Consider the following 17,210-nt stretch of genomic DNA (forward strand, 5'->3'; position numbering starts at 1 on the left):
TTTGTATTAAAAAAAAAACACTCCATAGAGTGTCTTTCCAATCATCTCATAGGTACAAGCTGATTTTGGACCGCATAAATAACGGCCTGTGATCTGCTCTTTACTTCTAATTTTTTAAAAATCTTACTGACATGTATTTTTACAGTTTTGTCACTGATAAATAATTTCTCAGCAATCTCTTTATTGCTCAGTCCTTCAACGAGTCCAATTAGTACTTCCTGTTCACGGTCTGTGAGGTTCGACTCGTCTTTTTTAAATTGAGTTTGCTGTAGATGAATATTAACCAGTTTCTTCGTCATCCTCGGAGTAATCATAGACTCTCCACGGAACACGGTATTAATGGCATCAACGACATGCTCTGATGGTGCATCTTTTAATAAATATCCATCTGCACCTGCTTTTAGTGCAGATAGCAAATATTCATCGTGTGTGTACATCGTTAGAACAAGGATGCGGGCATTGGGATTTTTCGATTTAATAATCGCTGTTGTCTCTACCCCGTTAATACCTGGAAGATTAATATCCATGATGATAACATCTGGCGCTAATTCCTCAGCGAGTTTTATTGCTTCTTCTCCTGAAATCGCTTCTCCAACAACTTTCATGTCATCTTCAAATGACAGTATATTCTTCAATCCGTCTCTTAAAATAGCATGGTCATCCACAAGCAATATTGTAATCATGTTATATTTGCCTCCTTAGATTCTATTTGGGGTATTTGAAGCTTTATTTCCGTTCCTTTCCCTTTAGCTGAATCAATGTGAAGCGATGCACCCAGGCTGTCAGACTGTTCATTCATGTTTAAAATCCCGTAATGCGGTTCTTGCTGGGCTTTAATCATAGATTCATATAGAGAAAAACCTTTCCCATCATCTTTGATTCTAAAAAAGACCTGATCATTTGAATAGCTTAAAAGAATATCCACTTTTGTTGCCTCAGCATGTTTTAAAACGTTCTGAAGGCTTTCCTGAAATACGTCGAAAATGACTTTTTCCACCATTGTGCTGAGAATTCTTCGAGTTCCTCTCTCCTGAAAACGAATTTGAATATTGTGTCCATCTTTTTCAATGGACTTTACTTTTGATTTGATCGCATGATGAAGACCTATACGCTCAGTTGGATAGGGGCGCAATGCATAAATGGATTCCCTTAATTCCTTTAAGCTGCCTCTTAATTTTTCTGTACTAAAGGCTACCAATTGTTTTGCCTTCTCTGGTTTAACAGAAAAAATACGTTGTGCTGTCTCAAGCTGCATGACTGATCCCGCAAGAGTCTGTGCAATACCGTCATGAATTTCACGTGCTATGCGGTTTCGTTCTTCCAATAGTACCCTTTTTTCTCGTTCTGATAGAAGGAGCTTCGTTTTCCATGCAACAGCAAGCTGATTTACAAGGGTCGCCATTGATTGGGTCTCCACTGCAGAAAAGGAATGTGCCCTTGTTCTTCCTGTAATCAATACGCCTATAACTTCATCTTCTGCCATAAATGGAGCAAGCATCACTGATTTAATAGCGTTATTAAAATAAGAAAATGCCCAGGAATCAACTTCATTTTTTTTATTAAATAAGTGCATGACTGGATCGGATTCAAGTTGTTCAATGAAATCCGCAGAAATATCTTTTACAAAAGAGTACCCACCGTTTTCATATGCGATTCTCCATGAACGTCCATCGTTTAGAAATAATAAAACGGCATCTGTCCCTAAAAACTCTAAAAAAGGTAGTTCTACCTGCTCGAGCCAATTTTTTGATGGAAGCTGTGCATTAAAGGTTGTACTAATTTGGTATAAAGCTTTTAGTCGGTTCTGCTCTTGGTGTAATTTCGCAATAAAAGAAGAAATGAGAGCGATCGCCACAAGTGGAGAAAAGAAGAAGATATAAGAAAACACATCTACCACACCACGGTTTTGGCTTCCTAACATAAACATCAACGTGATATACAAAATGGAAAAGAGTGTTACTGCCAGCTCTGAAATCGTTTTTATTTTCCATATCTTAAACGAGTATAGTTGCGGACGTATAAGTAAAACTGCATCTACTATTATATTATTGAAAACATAATATAAAATAACAACCAGTATCATCCTTATCTCTGCATACCATATCGCACTCATTCCCGGTTCGAATAGTGTCATGATGAGGTCTGTCAGATGAACTGCAGCAAAAAAGCTGATCAGAAGCTGAGATGGATTAAAAAGAATGATTCGAAGCGGCCGATGGTTTAAAATTTGTACAAGCCCTGCCATTCCCCCAAACACAAATATTGCAATTCCCCAACCATAAAGAATTTCTATTGTATAAAGCAAAGGAAAACTAAGTGCACTAAGTCCTTTCCAGATTGGAATGGGATAAAATTCAGTGATAAACAGAAACAATAATAATGTGAAAAAAATAAGCAATTCTGGAAATTTTGTAATAGATAATGCGCTATAAACCCAAATAATCATTCCTATTAGGATTATGGTAGACACAAACTTGCTCGCAGTTGCCTCCCGATTCAAGCCCATTTTTCCACCTCATTTTTATAAAAATTCAGTTATTTTATTATAACATAGCTATTTAGCATACATTCTCCTCCAAAATTTGGGGAATGTGCCACTATAAATAGAGCGTAAAAAAACCGAAATTAGTCGAATGACATCCGTCGCTGACCAATTCCGGAAAAACCAAAATGTTTTTACATATTATCGCACTTCATTTAAAGGGTTTCTATTGAACGAAAGACGTAAATTCACATAGTACCAAATAACTACACCGTTTATAAAGACTATTTTCGATGTTTATGCTGCCTTTAAAAGTTGCTGATTTCCGTTCAAGGATGCTAAAGAGCATTTTATAAGAGATGAGATAAAAACATAGTTGCTGTTCCAAAATAAACAAATAACGAGAAAATATCATTCAGCGTAGTAATCAGAGGTCCCGATGCAACAGCTGGATCCACCTTAAAGCGATATAGCAGTAAGGGAATCAGTGTACCAGCAAGCGTCCCAATAATTAATGTGAAAAATAGAGAGCTTCCTACCACCAGACCTAAAATGATGTTGCCTTTCCATAAGAAAGCGACAATCGCAATTAAGATCCCGCAAGTGATTCCGATAATAAAGCCTACACCAAACTCACGCATGATCAGCTTTGTGATCGTTGCCCGGTCAATATCATGCGATACTAATCCGCGGACAACAACGGCAAGTGACTGTGTACCTGTGTTCCCCGTCATCCCAGCAATCATCGGCATAAAATAGGTCAAGGCAACCGCTTTTTCAATGGTGCCTTCAAATGTACTGATGATGCTTCCTGATAAGATGCCAATAAAGAGGAGCAGGATCAGCCAAGGAAGACGGCGATATGATGCTACAATCGCGCTTGTCTGAAAGTCAATTGATTTACCGGTTGCTGATAGCTTTTCGATGTCTTCATTTGCTTCTTCAATTAAGACATCAAGAACATCATCGACGGTTACAATCCCAATCAGCCGCTCCTGTTCATCAATTACCGGAACTGCGATAAAGTCATATCGCTCAATCGTTCTTGCTACTTCTTCCTGATCCGTTTCCGCAGGTACAGCAATGACCCTGCTATACATGATCTCTTCAATCTTTTCATCCATTTCAGCCAGCAGCAAATCTCTGTACGAAACAACCCCTACCAGCTTTTTTTCTTCATCAATAACATAGAGATAATAGATGTTTTCAGCAAAACCAGCGAACGTTTTTAGTTTTTCGACCGCATCCCGAACCGTATATACTTTCGGAATCCAGACGAAGCGGTTGGTCATAATTCCACCGGCAGTGTCAGAGTCATATTGCATCAAGCTCTGTACACTTTTTGATTCATCCGCTTTCATTGAAGATAAGAAATCCTGAATTTCATTTACATCCAAATTACCAAGCAAGTCAGCAAGGTCATCATTTTCCATTAAATTCATGATATGAGATGACCGTTCGATGCCTAATTTGTGCAGAATCTCCATCTGCAGGTCACTGTCTAATTCTTGAATAAGTGATGCAATCTGTCTGGTTGTCAAAAACGTTACAAACTTATGTCTATGCTTTTCAGGCAAGTTCTTATATACATTAGCAATGTCATAAGGATGAAGTTCATCAATAAGCAGCTGAAATTCTTTTTTTCTAAGCTCTTTCAGGTTTTTAATAATATACAATAAAATCTGGTTCTCTGACATCTCTTTAAACAAGGAACGTCACCTCCTTATAAAATACTCATTCATTATAAGTGATTTTTTCATGTGTGACTATGAAAGAAATGATGTACCAATATGTTTTAACCTTATTCATAGCATATCGTTTTTCATAAAGAAAAAACCACCTAAAATAGATGGTTTCCTCTCTAGTTTTATTCTATTTCCCTACTTCATCCATAAATAATCCAGTGAATAAGTACCTGCGCCTGTTAACGCCACTCCTACCACTACTGCTATAAGGACTAGATTAAATTCGTATCCGTTAGCAGTCACCCAAAAACCGTTCTGCAAATGAACTTTAAGGATGGCTACTAACATGGTAGCTGCAATTAATATCGCTCCTACTTCTGTGAAGAGTCCTGCTGCAAAAAGCAATCCCCCGCCAAATTCGGCAAGACCTGCAATTAGTGCCATCGTATAGCCGGGTTTAATTCCAATAGATTCTAGCCAGCCTCCTGTTCCTTTTAAACCATAGCCTCCAAACCAGCCAAACAATTTTTGCGCTCCATGTGCTGCAAGAGCCAGACCCACAACTAGACGAATAATGAGTAATCCTAAAGATAGCATAATATAATTCCCTCTTTCTTAAGTTTATTTTACTTACTTTATGTTAGTATATTACGATATGTAACTTGTCTATGTCAAGTAACTTTAAAAAAATAATTGCAAATTAAAAAAAATACCGCATTCCTTTTATAAAGAATATGCGGCAAATACATTTTTAAGCTTGTTCCGTTAAAATAATCGGTCCATTTCTTGTGATGGCAACAGTATGTTCGTATTGGGCAGACAAGCTTCCATCGAACGTCAATGCCGTCCATCCGTCTGAACCCATCGTTATAAAAGGCAGCCCTTGATTAAAAATGGGCTCGATCGTTATGACCATACCTTCTTTTAATTTAATGCCTGAATTTCGTTCGCCAACATGATGTACTTGTGGTTCCTCATGTATTTTCCGTCCAATACCATGACCGATGAACTCTCTCACAATTGAATAGCCTTTTTTGTTAGCATAAGTTTCAATAGCGTACCCAATATCTCCTATCCGGTTACCGGGCTGCGCATGTTCAATCCCTTTATACAATGCTTTTTTAGTGGCATTCAATAACCGTTGAGATTCTGGTGCTATTTTCCCAACTCCATATGACCATGCTGAGTCAGCAAGCCAGCCATCAAGATTCACAACAAAATCGACTGTAAGAATATCACCATTTTTTAATGGTTTCCGATTAGGAAGACCATGGCAGACCTCGTTGTTTACAGATGAACACGTTGCAAAAGGATAGCCCATATACCCTTTTTGCTCAGGTTTCGCACCTCTCTCGTGAAGAAAGCGCTCCACAAATTGATCAATTTCTGTCGTTGTGATACCCGGCAAGATCATTTTACTTAAAGCTTTGTGACATTCAGCAAGGATCGTTCCCGCAAGTTTCATTTTTTCTATTTGTTTATCTGATTTAATCTCAACCAAACCGCCCTCTCCCTTCTCCTCATTTAAACTATATTCGGAGGAAAAGTTCTGCGTGAAAAATTGCCTGAATTAAGATTTGGAATGTTTAGCATAGTTGCTATTGGAAGTGGTTTTTTTCCACTCTAAGTTGCACTCTTTTAGAAGAGCCCATAAGTAAAAAACACCAGGCTATAAATCAAGCCTGATGTTCTGATTGTTTTAATCTGGATTCAACTACTTTGCCGCCTAGCCATAGGACAAATATACCGAACACAATTAATCCTAATTTTAGCGGACTTTTCAAAACATCGACAAAGTCGTAGCCAATGAATGATACGATTGCGATCATGACTAGTTTACCGAGTGCTAAGGCTAAAAAAAACGTTTTTATATTAATCCGAGAAAGTCCTCCAATAACATTAACTAATGCTGAAGGCGTAAACGGAAAACAATAGATCAAGAAAAGCATGCCAAATCCATGTCGTTCCACCCAGCTCAGCATCCTAGTTGTGTTAGTATGCCTGTTTAAGAAGTTTAAGAATCGTTTTTGGCCGTATCTGCGAACCAGCAAAAAGACAATGGCTGAGCCTAAACAAACTCCGATCCATGAATAAAGAAATCCTAGCCAAAATCCGTATGCAGCGGCATTGCCCGCTACAAAAAGGAACAATGGCAAGATTGGAATAAATGATTCAAGCATCGGTAATAGAATGCCTGGCAAAAAGCCAAGATCACGGTATTGCTCAAGTAACTTAAGTATGTTTTCTTCTGTAAAATATTGCTGCCAATTTTTCCAATCCATCGTTCGCTCACCCTTTTCTTCCTCATACCCTCATCGTTGCCATCGTTAACACATTTAAAACTGAATCGAGGAAAAACAAGGAGTCTTTCATTCCTATAATTTTAGCATAATTCAAAAAAGCACACTATTTAGAAATTGAATGCTCGCGGATTTTTTTCTTTGTCTTTGTCCCTATTATTAAAATGCAAAAAACAGCTGAAAGCCCTGAAGTTATTCCATAAAATGAATTTTCCTTACCAAGTTCTTGCCCAAGCCCCTCTGGAAACAGGAGCCAGTATAAAAAAAGTGATCCATGAAGCAGAATACCTGCTCCCGCTAAAACTTTTATCAACCCCAAAAACGGCAGCCGTTTAAGCGAGATCATGACAGCAGCTATACCCCAAAATAAAAGAAAGTAGCCCCATAATCCCATTCCTGCCGCTGATTTCGTTTTTAATAAGTCCGTCACAAAGAAAATACCGGTAAAGACAGATATCAATCCGGATAATAGCAGTATACGCCAGGCAGCGGTCATTTCACTCCCCCTCTTTTCGGTATAATAAAAACCGCCTTAACATGCTGTAAGACGGTTTCTGCTGATCCCCATTACTCTGTATAGTTACTTCATAAGAGCAGCGTATACCTGCTCATCTAGCTCTTTCGCTTTCTTTTCGTTATACGTTTTTTCATAAACGGGTTCTTGGACGATTTTAGCACCCCAGAACATGCTCTCAAATACGTGTTCAATATCCACTTCAATTTTTGCAAGCTTAAGAGGTACATCCGCCATAGCGTTTTCTAGGATATTTGCTTTTCCGTTAATCGAATACACGGTTTCCAGCCCCACAACAGTCATCACTACGTTAGGATTGGCTTGAATGTTAGTAACGATTCGGGAATTGTTTGTGACTGTAAAACGAATTTTCTCTTCTGATAAACTCTTTACCCAGGAAATTGCATTCACGGATGGAGCATTGGATTCTGCGTCAACCGTACCAAGTAATACAAGCTGCTCGCCTTGGAGGTGTTCAAACAATTCAGGACTTAACTTTGTTGGTGTTTCCTGTTTCGCCATGTGATCGCCACCTTAATTTTTTTGTATGTATGCAGTTAATTTTACCATATTTTTCTCAGACAGAAAAATGAAAAAGGGGCTGTCCCAAAAGTAAGGTAAACTTACTATTGGCAGCCCCTAATTTTTTATTTTTGTCAAAATAAAAAATAAATAAAATCTCCAAAATTTAGTTATCTAATCGAGTTTATTAGAAAATCTACTATTTTATAACGATGTACGTTATCTAAATAGGTTTGAATAAAATGAGGCATGACTAAAAAGTTTTTATACTTTTGAGTCAGCCTCTTTACTCAAACGTTCCTTTTATAACTGCTTTTCCGTCCTGAACCATAACTTGCCCAAGTGCTATAACAGAATCGATTTTTAGATCTTCCTTATTCATAAGAATAAGGTCAGCATGAAGGCCCTCAGCGAGGACTCCTTTTTCTTTAAGCTTAAGTACTCTCGCTGGGTTGCTTGTAATTGTCTGCAAGGCGGTTTCAAGCGGTATCCCCTCATGAAGGACGGCATCTCTTACTTCTTTATACAGCGAATTCACTTTACCGATGCGAAGCCCGGTAAATTCACCTCGTTCATTAAAAGCAGGCAAACTTCCTTGTGCATCAGACGTGAATGTAATGCGTTCAATAGGCACTTCAGCGTCAAGCATTCGTTTCAAACCAGCGCTGCACTTTACTTCGCCTTCTTCTATGAACTGTTTTGTTGTACTGGTCGTAAAGTCTACATATCCACCCTTTTTGGCGTATTCGATTCCGGCTTCAAATACATAAGAATTTCGGTTGATATGTGTCGGATAAAATTGAGACACCGGGAGATCCGTTGTTTCTATTACCTTTTCAATTAACGAAAGCATGCTTTTTGAATCACCGAGGTGGATGTTAACTACACCAGCTTTCCCTGACAGCATTCCTGCAACACGCGCTTGAGAAGCTAGCCTTGCAAGTTCGTGAACATCGGGCTGAGAAGATCGATGGTCAGCAATAGCAATCTCTCCAACTCCGATAACCTCATCAATCATCATGATGTCAGTTTCGATACTTCCGGTCAACGTTTTTACAGGTACTTGATAAGAACCAGTGTGCACAAAACATGAAATTCCTTCTTCTTTAAGTGCCTTTGCTTTTGCGATTAAATTTGTCATCGTACGGGTCGTTCCATCCGTACCAATGACTCCCACAATAGTCGTGACACCAGCAAGAGTTACATCGGATAAATAGATTTCAGGTGTTCTTGTTCTGTATCCGCCTTCTCCTCCGCCGCCTGTAATATGGACGTGAGCATCAATGAATCCTGGTGCAACGATTTTCCCTGCCCCATCGATTACATGGATATCAATATTAGATGATGGCCATTCGATGTGGTCTGAGATTTTTGCGATTTTCCCTGCAGCTAAGAGGATATCTTTATTACCGAGATAATGAGGCGCATATACCTCGCCGCCTTTAATCAATGTAAACATGAAATCAGTCCTTTTTCTTACCTATATCTAAAATGCATGGTTTCTAATAATAAATCTATTATCAAGGAAACCGTTCATAAAGGGAAATGGAAAATTTACTTCTGCTGCGAATTTTTGTGGACTCAATGTATATGTTGCTCGTAAAAACCGTATGGCGGGCATAAATCTCGCTGGATGAGCAAAAGCTGACTCACAACGAGTCAGCTTTCGTTTTTTTAATAGATCAAGTTACAAAGTCTGGCTTGCGCTGTGCCAAAGTCGGGCTTTTTTGCTTTACAGGTTCACCCGTTTCCATATCTAAAAATGAAGTCGCCTCGTTAAACCAGCTGTCGGGCGCTTTATGTCCCCAAAACGTCTGTCTGCGGGGATCATTAATATCCCACTTGACTGGTTTAAAGTCCGGATCACTCGTTAAGTAATCTCCATTGTAAAGTTCGATCCGGTTTCCATCCGGGTCACGAATGTATAGGAAAAAGGCATTCGATAATCCGTGGCGGCCAGGACCGCGTTCGATATTATCTGCATAGCCCATACTCGCCATTACATCACAGCAGTGGATGAGACTCATCGGATCTGAAAGCCAGAAACCTACATGGTGCAAACGTGGACCTTCACCGTTCATGAACGCTACATCGTGAACGGTTGGTTTTCTATGGAGCCAGGCAGCCCACGTCTTATCATCTTCTGTTGCAGTATACTCTGAAACTCTGAATCCGAGTTCATCTGTATAGAATGCTACAGCTGCTTCCACATCAGGTACCATACAGTTAATATGATCGATACGCTGGACTCTTGCCCCGCGGTACAAATCATACTTTTGAATACAGCGCTCAGCCCCTTCCATCTCCACAAAAAACTCTACCGGAATGCCTGATGGGTCTTCCACACATAGCGTTTTGCCGATTCCAACTGACTTATCGGCTTCTTTCCAAAGGACCTTAGCTCCTTTTCCTTTAAAAAAAGATTCTAAAGCATCGAGATGTGCCTCTTCCCAAACCTTATAACTCACGACATGCACACCAGGCTTGTCAGCTTTTTTCAAAAGAAGGCTATGATGACAATGTTCTTCTAATCCCCTTAAAGCCATCCATTCTGAGGTGGATGCCGTTTCAATGAAACCTAGAGCATTTACATAAAAATCACGAGAAGAGTTAAGATCAGTTACATTCATGACCACTCGCGCGATTCGTATAATGTTAAAATCCAACGTCTGCACCTCCTTATACACTTGTATAATTATGATTTGAGGATTTCACACGGTTCAAAAAGTCCTTTACCATTGCTTTATAAGGCTCTTTGTTGAACTGGTCATAATAAATATTCGACATACGCGCCGGGTCGCCAAAGAAATAATATTCATAAAGAGCTTGGCGTCCGCCGAACGTGCTAATCGAAATATCCCAAGCCAATCGGAATAATTGTGTACGCTCATAACCATCAATATTCGCACCTTGTGTATAGCGATGAACGAGTTCGCCGATATCATCAGCATCGAAATCTGCTTTAGTAGGGATTCCCATTAAGCCAGAAGCACCAAGAATTTTCACGATCTCCACAATGCGCTGATACATCTTCGGGTACCAGTTACGCGCTGCGTTTAATGGAGCGAAGTCAGGTGTCATATTGCCGTACTTGTCAATCGACGCATTGTGTTCTGCACGGTATAGATGAGAACGCATCGTCTCTAAGATCAGCATCACTTCAGACGCTTTTTCCTTAACATGCGGGAACACATCGATCCCGATGGATTCCATCATATTCAAGATAACACCAAGAACAAATTCTGTTTTTACAGTATTCTTCGCAATAACCTGATGTGCCATATGAACAATCGCGTTCGTCTCCACATAAGTGCGGTTGCAAATGTCAGAATTGCCGCTGACAAATACTCGCTCCCAAGGAACTAGTACGTTATCAAAAACAACGATAGCATCACTCTCTTCAAAACGTGAACTAAGCGGGTGATCCCACTGGCTCCTGCCTTGGTCGAAGGACTCTCGGCATAAGAACTTAAGACCTTCCGTATTGTTCGGAATCGCAAATGCCATTGCGTAAGGATCATCCTCAGAGGATGCCTTATTTAACGTCGATGGAAACACAACGATTTCATCGGTAACTCCGCCAAGTGTTGCAAGAAGTCTCGCTCCTTTTACAACGATTCCATCTTTGTTCTTTTCAACGATACGCGCTGATAGATAAGGGTCTTTTTGTTCGGACTGCTTTTTCGAACGGTTTGTTTGCGGGTGAATGAGCGTATGCGTTAAGCTGATGTCATTCTCCCTGCAATATTCATAATACTTTTTGGCGTTTTCAGCAAACATCGGATCATCTTGAGCAAAAAAGCTTCCAGATGTACCGAACGCCATCACACTTGTATTCAGGTAATCGGGCGTGCGTCCCATCATTCCGCCTGTATATCCTGCCCATTCTGAAATCATCTCGCGGCGGCGGATCAGGTCCTCTACCGTTTTTGGCGCGATGAAGGATAGTCCTACCTGATCACCTGTTTTCTCTGAGGTATATAACATCTTGTCTGCTTTTTCATGCTGGAGGTCATACAGGTTGGCAATGGATCTCACAATGTTTCTAAACGCAGGATGAGAAGGTACGTCATCCACTTTTTTACCATGAATCCAAACGTTATTTTTTGCCTTGGTAATTCCTTGGATATATTGTTCCCCCGTGCGTGCAGGCAAAGAAATCCCTCCTTAGTGTTTTGCTTCGGTCTGAAGCGATTGTTTTTTCTTTCCGAACTGCTGAATGTGATGATCAGCCAGTGCAACATGCACGACTTTCATTTCCGTGTAGAACTCAAACGCATAGTGTCCGCCTTCACGGCCGATTCCGGAATTTTTGGATCCACCGAAAGGAATGCGAAGATCACGTACGTTTTGTGAATTCACCCACAGCATCCCCGCTTCTATAGCGTTGGCCACACGAAGTCCTTTTTTCATATCGTTTGTCCAGACATAGCCGGCAAGACCGTACTTGATGTCATTTGCATATTCGATTACTTCTGCTTCATCTTTAAAGGTCATGACGGATAGTACCGGACCAAAGATTTCTTCTTGCGCAACGGTCATATCATTCTTCACATTCAGTAGAAGAGTAGGGGCTACGAAGTTTCCTTTTTTATGAGATTCAGAGAGCTGCTGGCTGTAAACTTCAGCACCTTCATCTTCTGCGATTTTCAAATAGCGTTTCACATTTTCATAGTGATCATTATGAATAAGCGGTCCCACTTCTGTATCTGGATCAGATGGGTCACCTACGATTATGTTGTTTACTCTCTCTTTCAGCTTTGCAACGAATTCGTCTTTAATAGATTCCTGTACAAACAAGCGGGAGTTAGCGGTACATCTTTCACCGTTGAAAGAGAAAATTCCCCATACGCAAGCATCCAACGCGCGTTCCATGTCACAGTCATCAAATACGATAATAGGAGATTTGCCGCCAAGTTCCATCGAGAAGCGTTTTAATGAATCCGCTCCGTTCTTCATAATTTCTGATCCTGTTTTCGTCTCTCCTGTAAAAGAGATGAGCTGCACATCAGGATGGGCTACAAGTGAAGCTCCCGCTTTTTCACCAAAACCGTGAACAACGTTGAAGACACCATGCGGCAATCCTGCTTCATCAACCAGTTCTGCTAGTTTGTTAGCTGTCAGCGGCGACCACTCGGCAGGTTTTAAAATAACCGTGTTCCCCGTTGCTAGAGCTGGAGCGATCTTCCACGTTTCAAGCATGAATGGAGCATTCCATGGTGTGATAAGCCCTGCGACTCCAACAGGCTTTTGGATGGTGTAGTTCATGAACTCGTCGTCCACATGATACGCTTCACCTGACATGCGATTTTTTACCATCTCAGCATAAAATCTGAAGTTATCTGCTGCACGGCCGACCATCTTTCTTGTTTGTGCAATCGGCAGACCTGTATCATAGGATTCCAGCAAGGCGATCTCTTCAACATCGCGATCGATTAATTCAGCAATCTTATAGATGTACTGAAGGCGCTTTTCTTGCTTCATCTTGCCCCATGGCCCTTGCTTGAAAGCTTCTTTTGCGGCTTTGGCAGCTAGATTAACATCTTCCTTTGTTCCTTCACTGACTGTATTGATCTTTTCATTCGTAAAAGGGTTCAAGTTTACAAAGAATTCACCGGTGTGGCCTGAAACGAATTGTCCGTTTATATAATGACGGATCGTCTCGTTAACTTCTGGCTTCATTGTCCTTCCCTCCTGTTGGCACCTTTTCTGAACGTCCATCAACAATCGTGTTTTCCAATGCTCCAAGATAGTCGATTTCAAGCCTTACAACATCTCCTGGATGCACATGTGAAATTCCTTTTGGAGTCCCAGTCCAAATCACATCGTTCGGCTCAAGTGTCATGAATGAAGACACGAACTCAATGATTTCTGGAATGGAATACATCAAATCTTTCGTGTTGCCTTGCTGTCTCAGTTCACCGTTCACATATGTGCGGAGCTCGAGGTTTGTTACATCAGGAATATCCGCTGCATCCACATAAAATGGACCCATCGGACCGAACGTATCGTGCCCCTTTGCACGTACCGGCGGACGGTACCAGTTGTTAACAAAGTCACGTACCGTTACATCATTCGCAATCGTGTAACCGCTTACAAATTCCATCGCATTTTCTGCTTTAATATTTCTTCCTTCTTTACCGATCACAACGGCAAGCTCATTTTCATAATGCATGTAAGTTGCACCGTCTGGATAGAACACTTGCCCTTTATGTCCGACTAGAGATGAATTTGGTTTGATAAACAGAACGGGTTCAGCAGGCTTCTCTAAACCCAGTTCATCTGCGTGGTCCGCATAGTTCAGAGCGAGACCGATCATCTTATTTGGGTGAAAAGGAGGAAGCCATGTATCAATGTCCTTTATATTTGCCGTTTTTCCTGATGAAAACGTAATTACATCATCGGTCACTGTTCCTTTTTGTTCTCTTCCCTCATATATCACTCGTGCATGTTTCATTTACGCTTCACTCCCTATTTTTTCTACTAATCCATAGTCAGCAAGTACAGATCTAATTTCCTTCTGCAAGGATTCTGCCGGCAAGTCCATCGGCATTCTTAAAGTTGGATTGATTTTACCCATCATTCCAAGTGCAGCTTTTAAAGGTGCCGGGTTCGTGTCTTTAAAGAGAACATCGTTCAATGGCATAAGATCGTAATGAAGCTTCATTGCTTCTTCCACGTTGCCTGCTTCCCATGCGTTATATACTTCAGCTACTTTTGACGGAAGCACGTTTGCTGTAGCAGATATGTATCCCGCTCCGCCAATTGCAAGCATTGGATAACAAAGCAGTTCGATCCCTGAATACAGCAAAAAGTCACGTCCGCAGTGTAATAGCACACGATTAATGTGTTCAAAGTCTTTATTTGATTCTTTTACTCCGATAATGTTCGGGCAATCTTCGTTGAGCCGGGCAAGTGTCTTCACTTCAAGATTAACGGCTGTTCTCCCAGGAATGTTATAGATGATTAGCGGAATATCCACACTATCTGCAATGGTCTTAAAATGTTTGTAAAGAGCATGTTGTGAAGGTTTATTGTAGTATGGGACGATAACCATCGCAGCATCTGCTCCCATTTCTTGTGCGAGTTTTGTAAGGTGAAGTGATTCTTGGTGGTTGGTTGAGCCTGTTCCGGGAACAATCGGTACTCGTTTGTTCACCGCCTTAATAGCTGTTTCCATCACTTGTTCGCGTTCTTTCAATGTAAGTGAGGAAGGCTCTCCTGTTGTTCCGGTTACAGAAATACCGTGACTCCCTGACTGAATATGCCAGTCTATCAAACTTTTAAGTGTATCGAGGTCTAGTGCCTCATCATCGTGAAACGGGGTAATGATCGGCGCGATAGATCCGCGAAGTGTTTTTTTAACTTCTTCAATATTCATTTTTTTCCTCCTTAATAATTGATCTGTTTTGGCTGACTGGATTTGTCCTCAAGAAAAGCTTTCAGCGTGTTCAACTTGTGATTACGGGTAAAAGACTCAATTTTCTCAGGATCTTCTCTTTTTTCAATCATTTCAATAAGCAGGTAATGTTCAGCAATGGATCGTTTCATTCTGGAAGGTTTCATTGTCATACCGCTCTTTCGGACTGTACCAAGTCTCTCCCAAGTTGAATGAATTTGTTCCTTTAAGAATCGGTTTGAGCAATATTTGTAGGTCAGTTTGTGGAACTCTTTGTTGTAGTTGGAGAAAAGAGAAAAATCAAATGAATCAAGTGCTTCTTCCATTAACTTGGTGTACGCTCTTAGTTCGTCGAGTTTTTCATGAGGAAAGGATCTAGATGATTCTGCGGTTGCAAAACCTTCTAGTACGGCTAGTACAGACAACGTCTCTAAATATGCTTCTTCATCAAATGGGGTAACAATCGCTCCTGAATAAGGCTTGAAAGATATTAGGGAATCAGCTTCGAGCAGCCGAATCGCCTCACGAACAGGAATGGCACTCGTGTGAAGCTCCCTTGCCAACTGATCAATAACAAGCTTGTGACCTGGCGGATATCTTCCATCTAGGATGCGGGAACGGATGACTTGATAAGCATATTGCTGTTTATTGGGTTTGTGTAGAGTATTCATAATCCTATGTTAATCTCAAATCATATATGATTTCAAGTATATTTTCAGAAAAATCATATATTATTGTCAATTTAGTAATAAAGTAATGTTTTCAGGATATAATAAAATTTTCACTAGTCTAAAGGTCATGTTAAATGATTTAAAAGTTTACACATATAGTAAGAATAAGCTATTCTATTCATATAGATTGTGTATAAAGGGGTAAACAACCCATGAATGTGAAAAATGCAATGGAAATACTAGTAGATGAAGCATTACGTAATTATTGGGGACAACTTCAGCTTCCTTGCAAATGTGAGATTTGTAAAGCAGACGTTTTTGCCATTACACTCAACAACTTGCCTCCCCGGTATATATCAAACGAAGATGGCTATGCTTACGTTAAAGCACAAAACTTTGATGACCAATCACGGGTAAATATTCTTAACCAGATCGTTAAGGCAACAGGCATCGTAGCAACGCGTCCTTCACATGATTTAAAACCATCCTTCTCAGAAGAGTAGAAGATGGTTTTTTCTTTGGTCTAATTAAGCTATTTAAGCAAACTTGCTGGTCTTGAAAGGGTTGATTTCCGTTCCAGGATGCTCGCTTTCCGCGGGGTGTGCGGTGAGCCTCCTAGCGCTCTGCGCTGTTAGGAGTCTCACCTGTCCCACTCATCCCGCAGGAGTCTCACACCTTGCACTCCTATCAACTTCTCAAAGGAGAAAACCGAACAAAATTCCTCTCAAATAACAATCTTTATTTGAGAAGAACTTTTAAGAAAATACACGTGTCTCTTTATTCCTATTTTTCAGAATAGTTCCTTGCGAGACAAACCACTTTGTGATATATTTGTGACAACCATTGGACTGGATTACATCTTAAAAAAGAGTTTGAAAGTTGTTTGGTAATTACGGCACAAATGTGCAAACGTTCTAGGAGGCATTCACATGCAAACAGGTAAAGTAAAATGGTTTAACGCAGAAAAAGGTTTTGGTTTCATCGAAGTTGAAGGTGGAGACGACGTATTCGTACACTTTTCAGCTATCCAATCTGAAGGATTCAAATCACTTGATGAAGGTCAAGAAGTAGAATTCGAAATCGTTGACGGAGCTCGCGGACCACAAGCAGCTAACGTAACTAAAAAATAAGTATAACTTATATATGAAACCGGCATATTGTTGCCGGTTTTTTTCTTTGGCTGTTTGCATTAACTATGGTGCTGTTGGAAGTGGTTGATTTCCGCTCCAGAATGCTCGCTTTCCGCGGGGCGTGCGGTGAGCCTCCTCTGCGCTATGCGCCGTTAGGAGTCTCACCTGTCCCGCTGATCCCGCAGGAGTCTCGCATCTTGCGCTCCAATCAACTTATCAATGAAGAGAAGTGACAAAAACTAAAAGCAATAAACTTCTATAAAAGAACCTTAAATAAAAAGTAGAGGCTCCTCGGATGAGGACCTCTACTCTTTAAACCCAATCTTTGATTTATAGTTTTCGATCTTCCCCAGTATATCTACCTTATCTTCCTGTGAAAATATACCGAGCTTATGCAGAATCAGTGTATATTGCTGCAGTTTAAATAAAGAACTTTCTTTGTACCACATGGCATTCACCTATCTTTCCTTAAGGAAACTTTTTTATCCTTTGCAAATATTATATGCC

General features: G+C 40.4%; 18 protein-coding genes. 2 read left to right on the forward strand and 16 right to left on the reverse strand.

The genetic code is table 11. The annotated features are described in order from the left end of the window. Positions 1 to 41 precede the first annotated feature (41 nt). From UN64_RS08960 to UN64_RS09030, 15 genes are all read right to left on the reverse strand, one after another. Positions 42 to 683: a response regulator gene (locus UN64_RS08960; protein ID WP_077361855.1), complete on the reverse strand. Its 642-nt coding sequence runs from the start codon at positions 681 to 683 to the stop codon at positions 42 to 44. After that, a complete protein-coding gene (locus tag UN64_RS08965) occupies positions 680 to 2,506 on the reverse strand; it encodes a GAF domain-containing sensor histidine kinase (protein ID WP_077361857.1) in 1,827 nt (608 codons plus the stop codon). The genes UN64_RS08960 and UN64_RS08965 overlap by 4 nt, the downstream gene beginning before the upstream one ends. Positions 2,507 to 2,832: 326 nt before the next feature. Continuing rightward, positions 2,833 to 4,191, reverse strand: a complete 1,359-nt coding sequence (mgtE, locus tag UN64_RS08970; protein ID WP_171978840.1) for a magnesium transporter — start codon at positions 4,189 to 4,191, stop codon at positions 2,833 to 2,835. 171 nt (positions 4,192 to 4,362) lie between these two features. Beyond that, positions 4,363 to 4,764 (reverse strand): DoxX family protein, encoded by a 402-nt coding sequence (locus UN64_RS08975; RefSeq protein ID WP_077361859.1) that lies wholly within the window; start codon positions 4,762 to 4,764, stop codon positions 4,363 to 4,365. 154 nt (positions 4,765 to 4,918) lie between these two features. Beyond that, entirely contained in the window at positions 4,919 to 5,668 is a 750-nt protein-coding gene (gene map, locus UN64_RS08980; protein WP_077361861.1) for a type I methionyl aminopeptidase, read from the reverse strand. Positions 5,669 to 5,843: 175 nt separating this feature from the next. Further along, on the reverse strand, positions 5,844 to 6,449 hold the full coding sequence (locus tag UN64_RS08985) for a TVP38/TMEM64 family protein (protein WP_077361863.1): 606 nt from the start codon (positions 6,447 to 6,449) through the stop codon (positions 5,844 to 5,846). Between the two features lie 124 nt (positions 6,450 to 6,573). Further along, a complete protein-coding gene (locus UN64_RS08990) occupies positions 6,574 to 6,963 on the reverse strand; it encodes a hypothetical protein (RefSeq protein WP_077361865.1) in 390 nt (129 codons plus the stop codon). Between the two features lie 84 nt (positions 6,964 to 7,047). Further along, complete coding sequence (locus UN64_RS08995) at positions 7,048 to 7,503, reverse strand: pyridoxamine 5'-phosphate oxidase family protein (RefSeq protein WP_077361867.1); 456 nt, start codon at positions 7,501 to 7,503, stop codon at positions 7,048 to 7,050. 286 nt (positions 7,504 to 7,789) lie between these two features. Next, positions 7,790 to 8,962, reverse strand: coding sequence for a beta-aspartyl-peptidase (gene iadA / locus UN64_RS09000; protein ID WP_077361869.1), 1,173 nt, complete (start codon positions 8,960 to 8,962; stop codon positions 7,790 to 7,792). 223 nt (positions 8,963 to 9,185) lie between these two features. Next, positions 9,186 to 10,169, reverse strand: coding sequence for a 3,4-dihydroxyphenylacetate 2,3-dioxygenase (gene hpaD / locus UN64_RS09005; RefSeq protein ID WP_077361871.1), 984 nt, complete (start codon positions 10,167 to 10,169; stop codon positions 9,186 to 9,188). A gap of 13 nt (positions 10,170 to 10,182) precedes the next feature. After that, positions 10,183 to 11,658, reverse strand: a complete 1,476-nt coding sequence (gene hpaB, locus UN64_RS09010; protein WP_077361873.1) for a 4-hydroxyphenylacetate 3-monooxygenase, oxygenase component — start codon at positions 11,656 to 11,658, stop codon at positions 10,183 to 10,185. Between the two features lie 12 nt (positions 11,659 to 11,670). After that, complete coding sequence (gene hpaE, locus UN64_RS09015) at positions 11,671 to 13,185, reverse strand: 5-carboxymethyl-2-hydroxymuconate semialdehyde dehydrogenase (protein WP_077361875.1); 1,515 nt, start codon at positions 13,183 to 13,185, stop codon at positions 11,671 to 11,673. Next, positions 13,169 to 13,960, reverse strand: coding sequence for a fumarylacetoacetate hydrolase family protein (locus tag UN64_RS09020; protein WP_077361877.1), 792 nt, complete (start codon positions 13,958 to 13,960; stop codon positions 13,169 to 13,171). Before UN64_RS09020 ends, hpaE begins: the two co-directional genes overlap by 17 nt. Further along, complete coding sequence (gene hpaI / locus UN64_RS09025; protein WP_077361879.1) at positions 13,961 to 14,884, reverse strand: 2,4-dihydroxyhept-2-ene-1,7-dioic acid aldolase; 924 nt, start codon at positions 14,882 to 14,884, stop codon at positions 13,961 to 13,963. A gap of 11 nt (positions 14,885 to 14,895) precedes the next feature. Beyond that, positions 14,896 to 15,573, reverse strand: coding sequence for a GntR family transcriptional regulator (locus UN64_RS09030; protein ID WP_077361882.1), 678 nt, complete (start codon positions 15,571 to 15,573; stop codon positions 14,896 to 14,898). A 212-nt stretch (positions 15,574 to 15,785) separates the two neighbouring features. Between UN64_RS09030 and UN64_RS09035 the strand changes: the two genes are divergently transcribed. Then, entirely contained in the window at positions 15,786 to 16,076 is a 291-nt protein-coding gene (locus tag UN64_RS09035) for a late competence development ComFB family protein (protein ID WP_077361884.1), read from the forward strand. A gap of 426 nt (positions 16,077 to 16,502) precedes the next feature. Continuing rightward, positions 16,503 to 16,703 carry a cold-shock protein CspD gene (gene cspD, locus UN64_RS09040; protein WP_066237152.1) on the forward strand — a complete coding sequence of 67 codons (201 nt, stop codon included), beginning with the start codon at positions 16,503 to 16,505 and terminating at the stop codon, positions 16,701 to 16,703. A gap of 305 nt (positions 16,704 to 17,008) precedes the next feature. Here cspD and UN64_RS20855 read toward each other — a convergent pair whose 3' ends face one another. Beyond that, on the reverse strand, positions 17,009 to 17,152 hold the full coding sequence (locus UN64_RS20855) for a hypothetical protein (protein WP_171978841.1): 144 nt from the start codon (positions 17,150 to 17,152) through the stop codon (positions 17,009 to 17,011). Positions 17,153 to 17,210: the final 58 nt, after the last annotated feature.

This window comes from Fictibacillus arsenicus (genome assembly GCF_001999465.1).
Classification (GTDB): Bacteria; Bacillota; Bacilli; order Bacillales; family Fictibacillaceae; genus Fictibacillus; species Fictibacillus arsenicus.

What these genes read in the sequence shown, in the direction of transcription:
- UN64_RS08960 (WP_077361855.1), bottom strand. Translation starts at nt 683, where the DNA reads ATGATTACAATATTGCTTGTGGATGACCATGCTATTTTAAGAGACGGA.
- UN64_RS08965 (WP_077361857.1), bottom strand. Translation starts at nt 2,506, where the DNA reads ATGGGCTTGAATCGGGAGGCAACTGCGAGCAAGTTTGTGTCTACCATA.
- UN64_RS08975 (WP_077361859.1), bottom strand. Translation starts at nt 4,764, where the DNA reads ATGCTATCTTTAGGATTACTCATTATTCGTCTAGTTGTGGGTCTGGCT.
- UN64_RS08985 (WP_077361863.1), bottom strand. Translation starts at nt 6,449, where the DNA reads ATGGATTGGAAAAATTGGCAGCAATATTTTACAGAAGAAAACATACTT.
- UN64_RS08990 (WP_077361865.1), bottom strand. Translation starts at nt 6,963, where the DNA reads ATGACCGCTGCCTGGCGTATACTGCTATTATCCGGATTGATATCTGTC.
- UN64_RS08995 (WP_077361867.1), bottom strand. Translation starts at nt 7,503, where the DNA reads ATGGCGAAACAGGAAACACCAACAAAGTTAAGTCCTGAATTGTTTGAA.
- iadA (WP_077361869.1), bottom strand. Translation starts at nt 8,962, where the DNA reads ATGTTTACATTGATTAAAGGCGGCGAGGTATATGCGCCTCATTATCTC.
- hpaE (WP_077361875.1), bottom strand. Translation starts at nt 13,185, where the DNA reads ATGAAGCCAGAAGTTAACGAGACGATCCGTCATTATATAAACGGACAA.
- UN64_RS09020 (WP_077361877.1), bottom strand. Translation starts at nt 13,960, where the DNA reads ATGAAACATGCACGAGTGATATATGAGGGAAGAGAACAAAAAGGAACA.
- hpaI (WP_077361879.1), bottom strand. Translation starts at nt 14,884, where the DNA reads ATGAATATTGAAGAAGTTAAAAAAACACTTCGCGGATCTATCGCGCCG.
- UN64_RS09030 (WP_077361882.1), bottom strand. Translation starts at nt 15,573, where the DNA reads ATGAATACTCTACACAAACCCAATAAACAGCAATATGCTTATCAAGTC.
- UN64_RS09035 (WP_077361884.1), top strand. Translation starts at nt 15,786, where the DNA reads ATGAATGTGAAAAATGCAATGGAAATACTAGTAGATGAAGCATTACGT.
- cspD (WP_066237152.1), top strand. Translation starts at nt 16,503, where the DNA reads ATGCAAACAGGTAAAGTAAAATGGTTTAACGCAGAAAAAGGTTTTGGT.
- UN64_RS20855 (WP_171978841.1), bottom strand. Translation starts at nt 17,152, where the DNA reads ATGTGGTACAAAGAAAGTTCTTTATTTAAACTGCAGCAATATACACTG.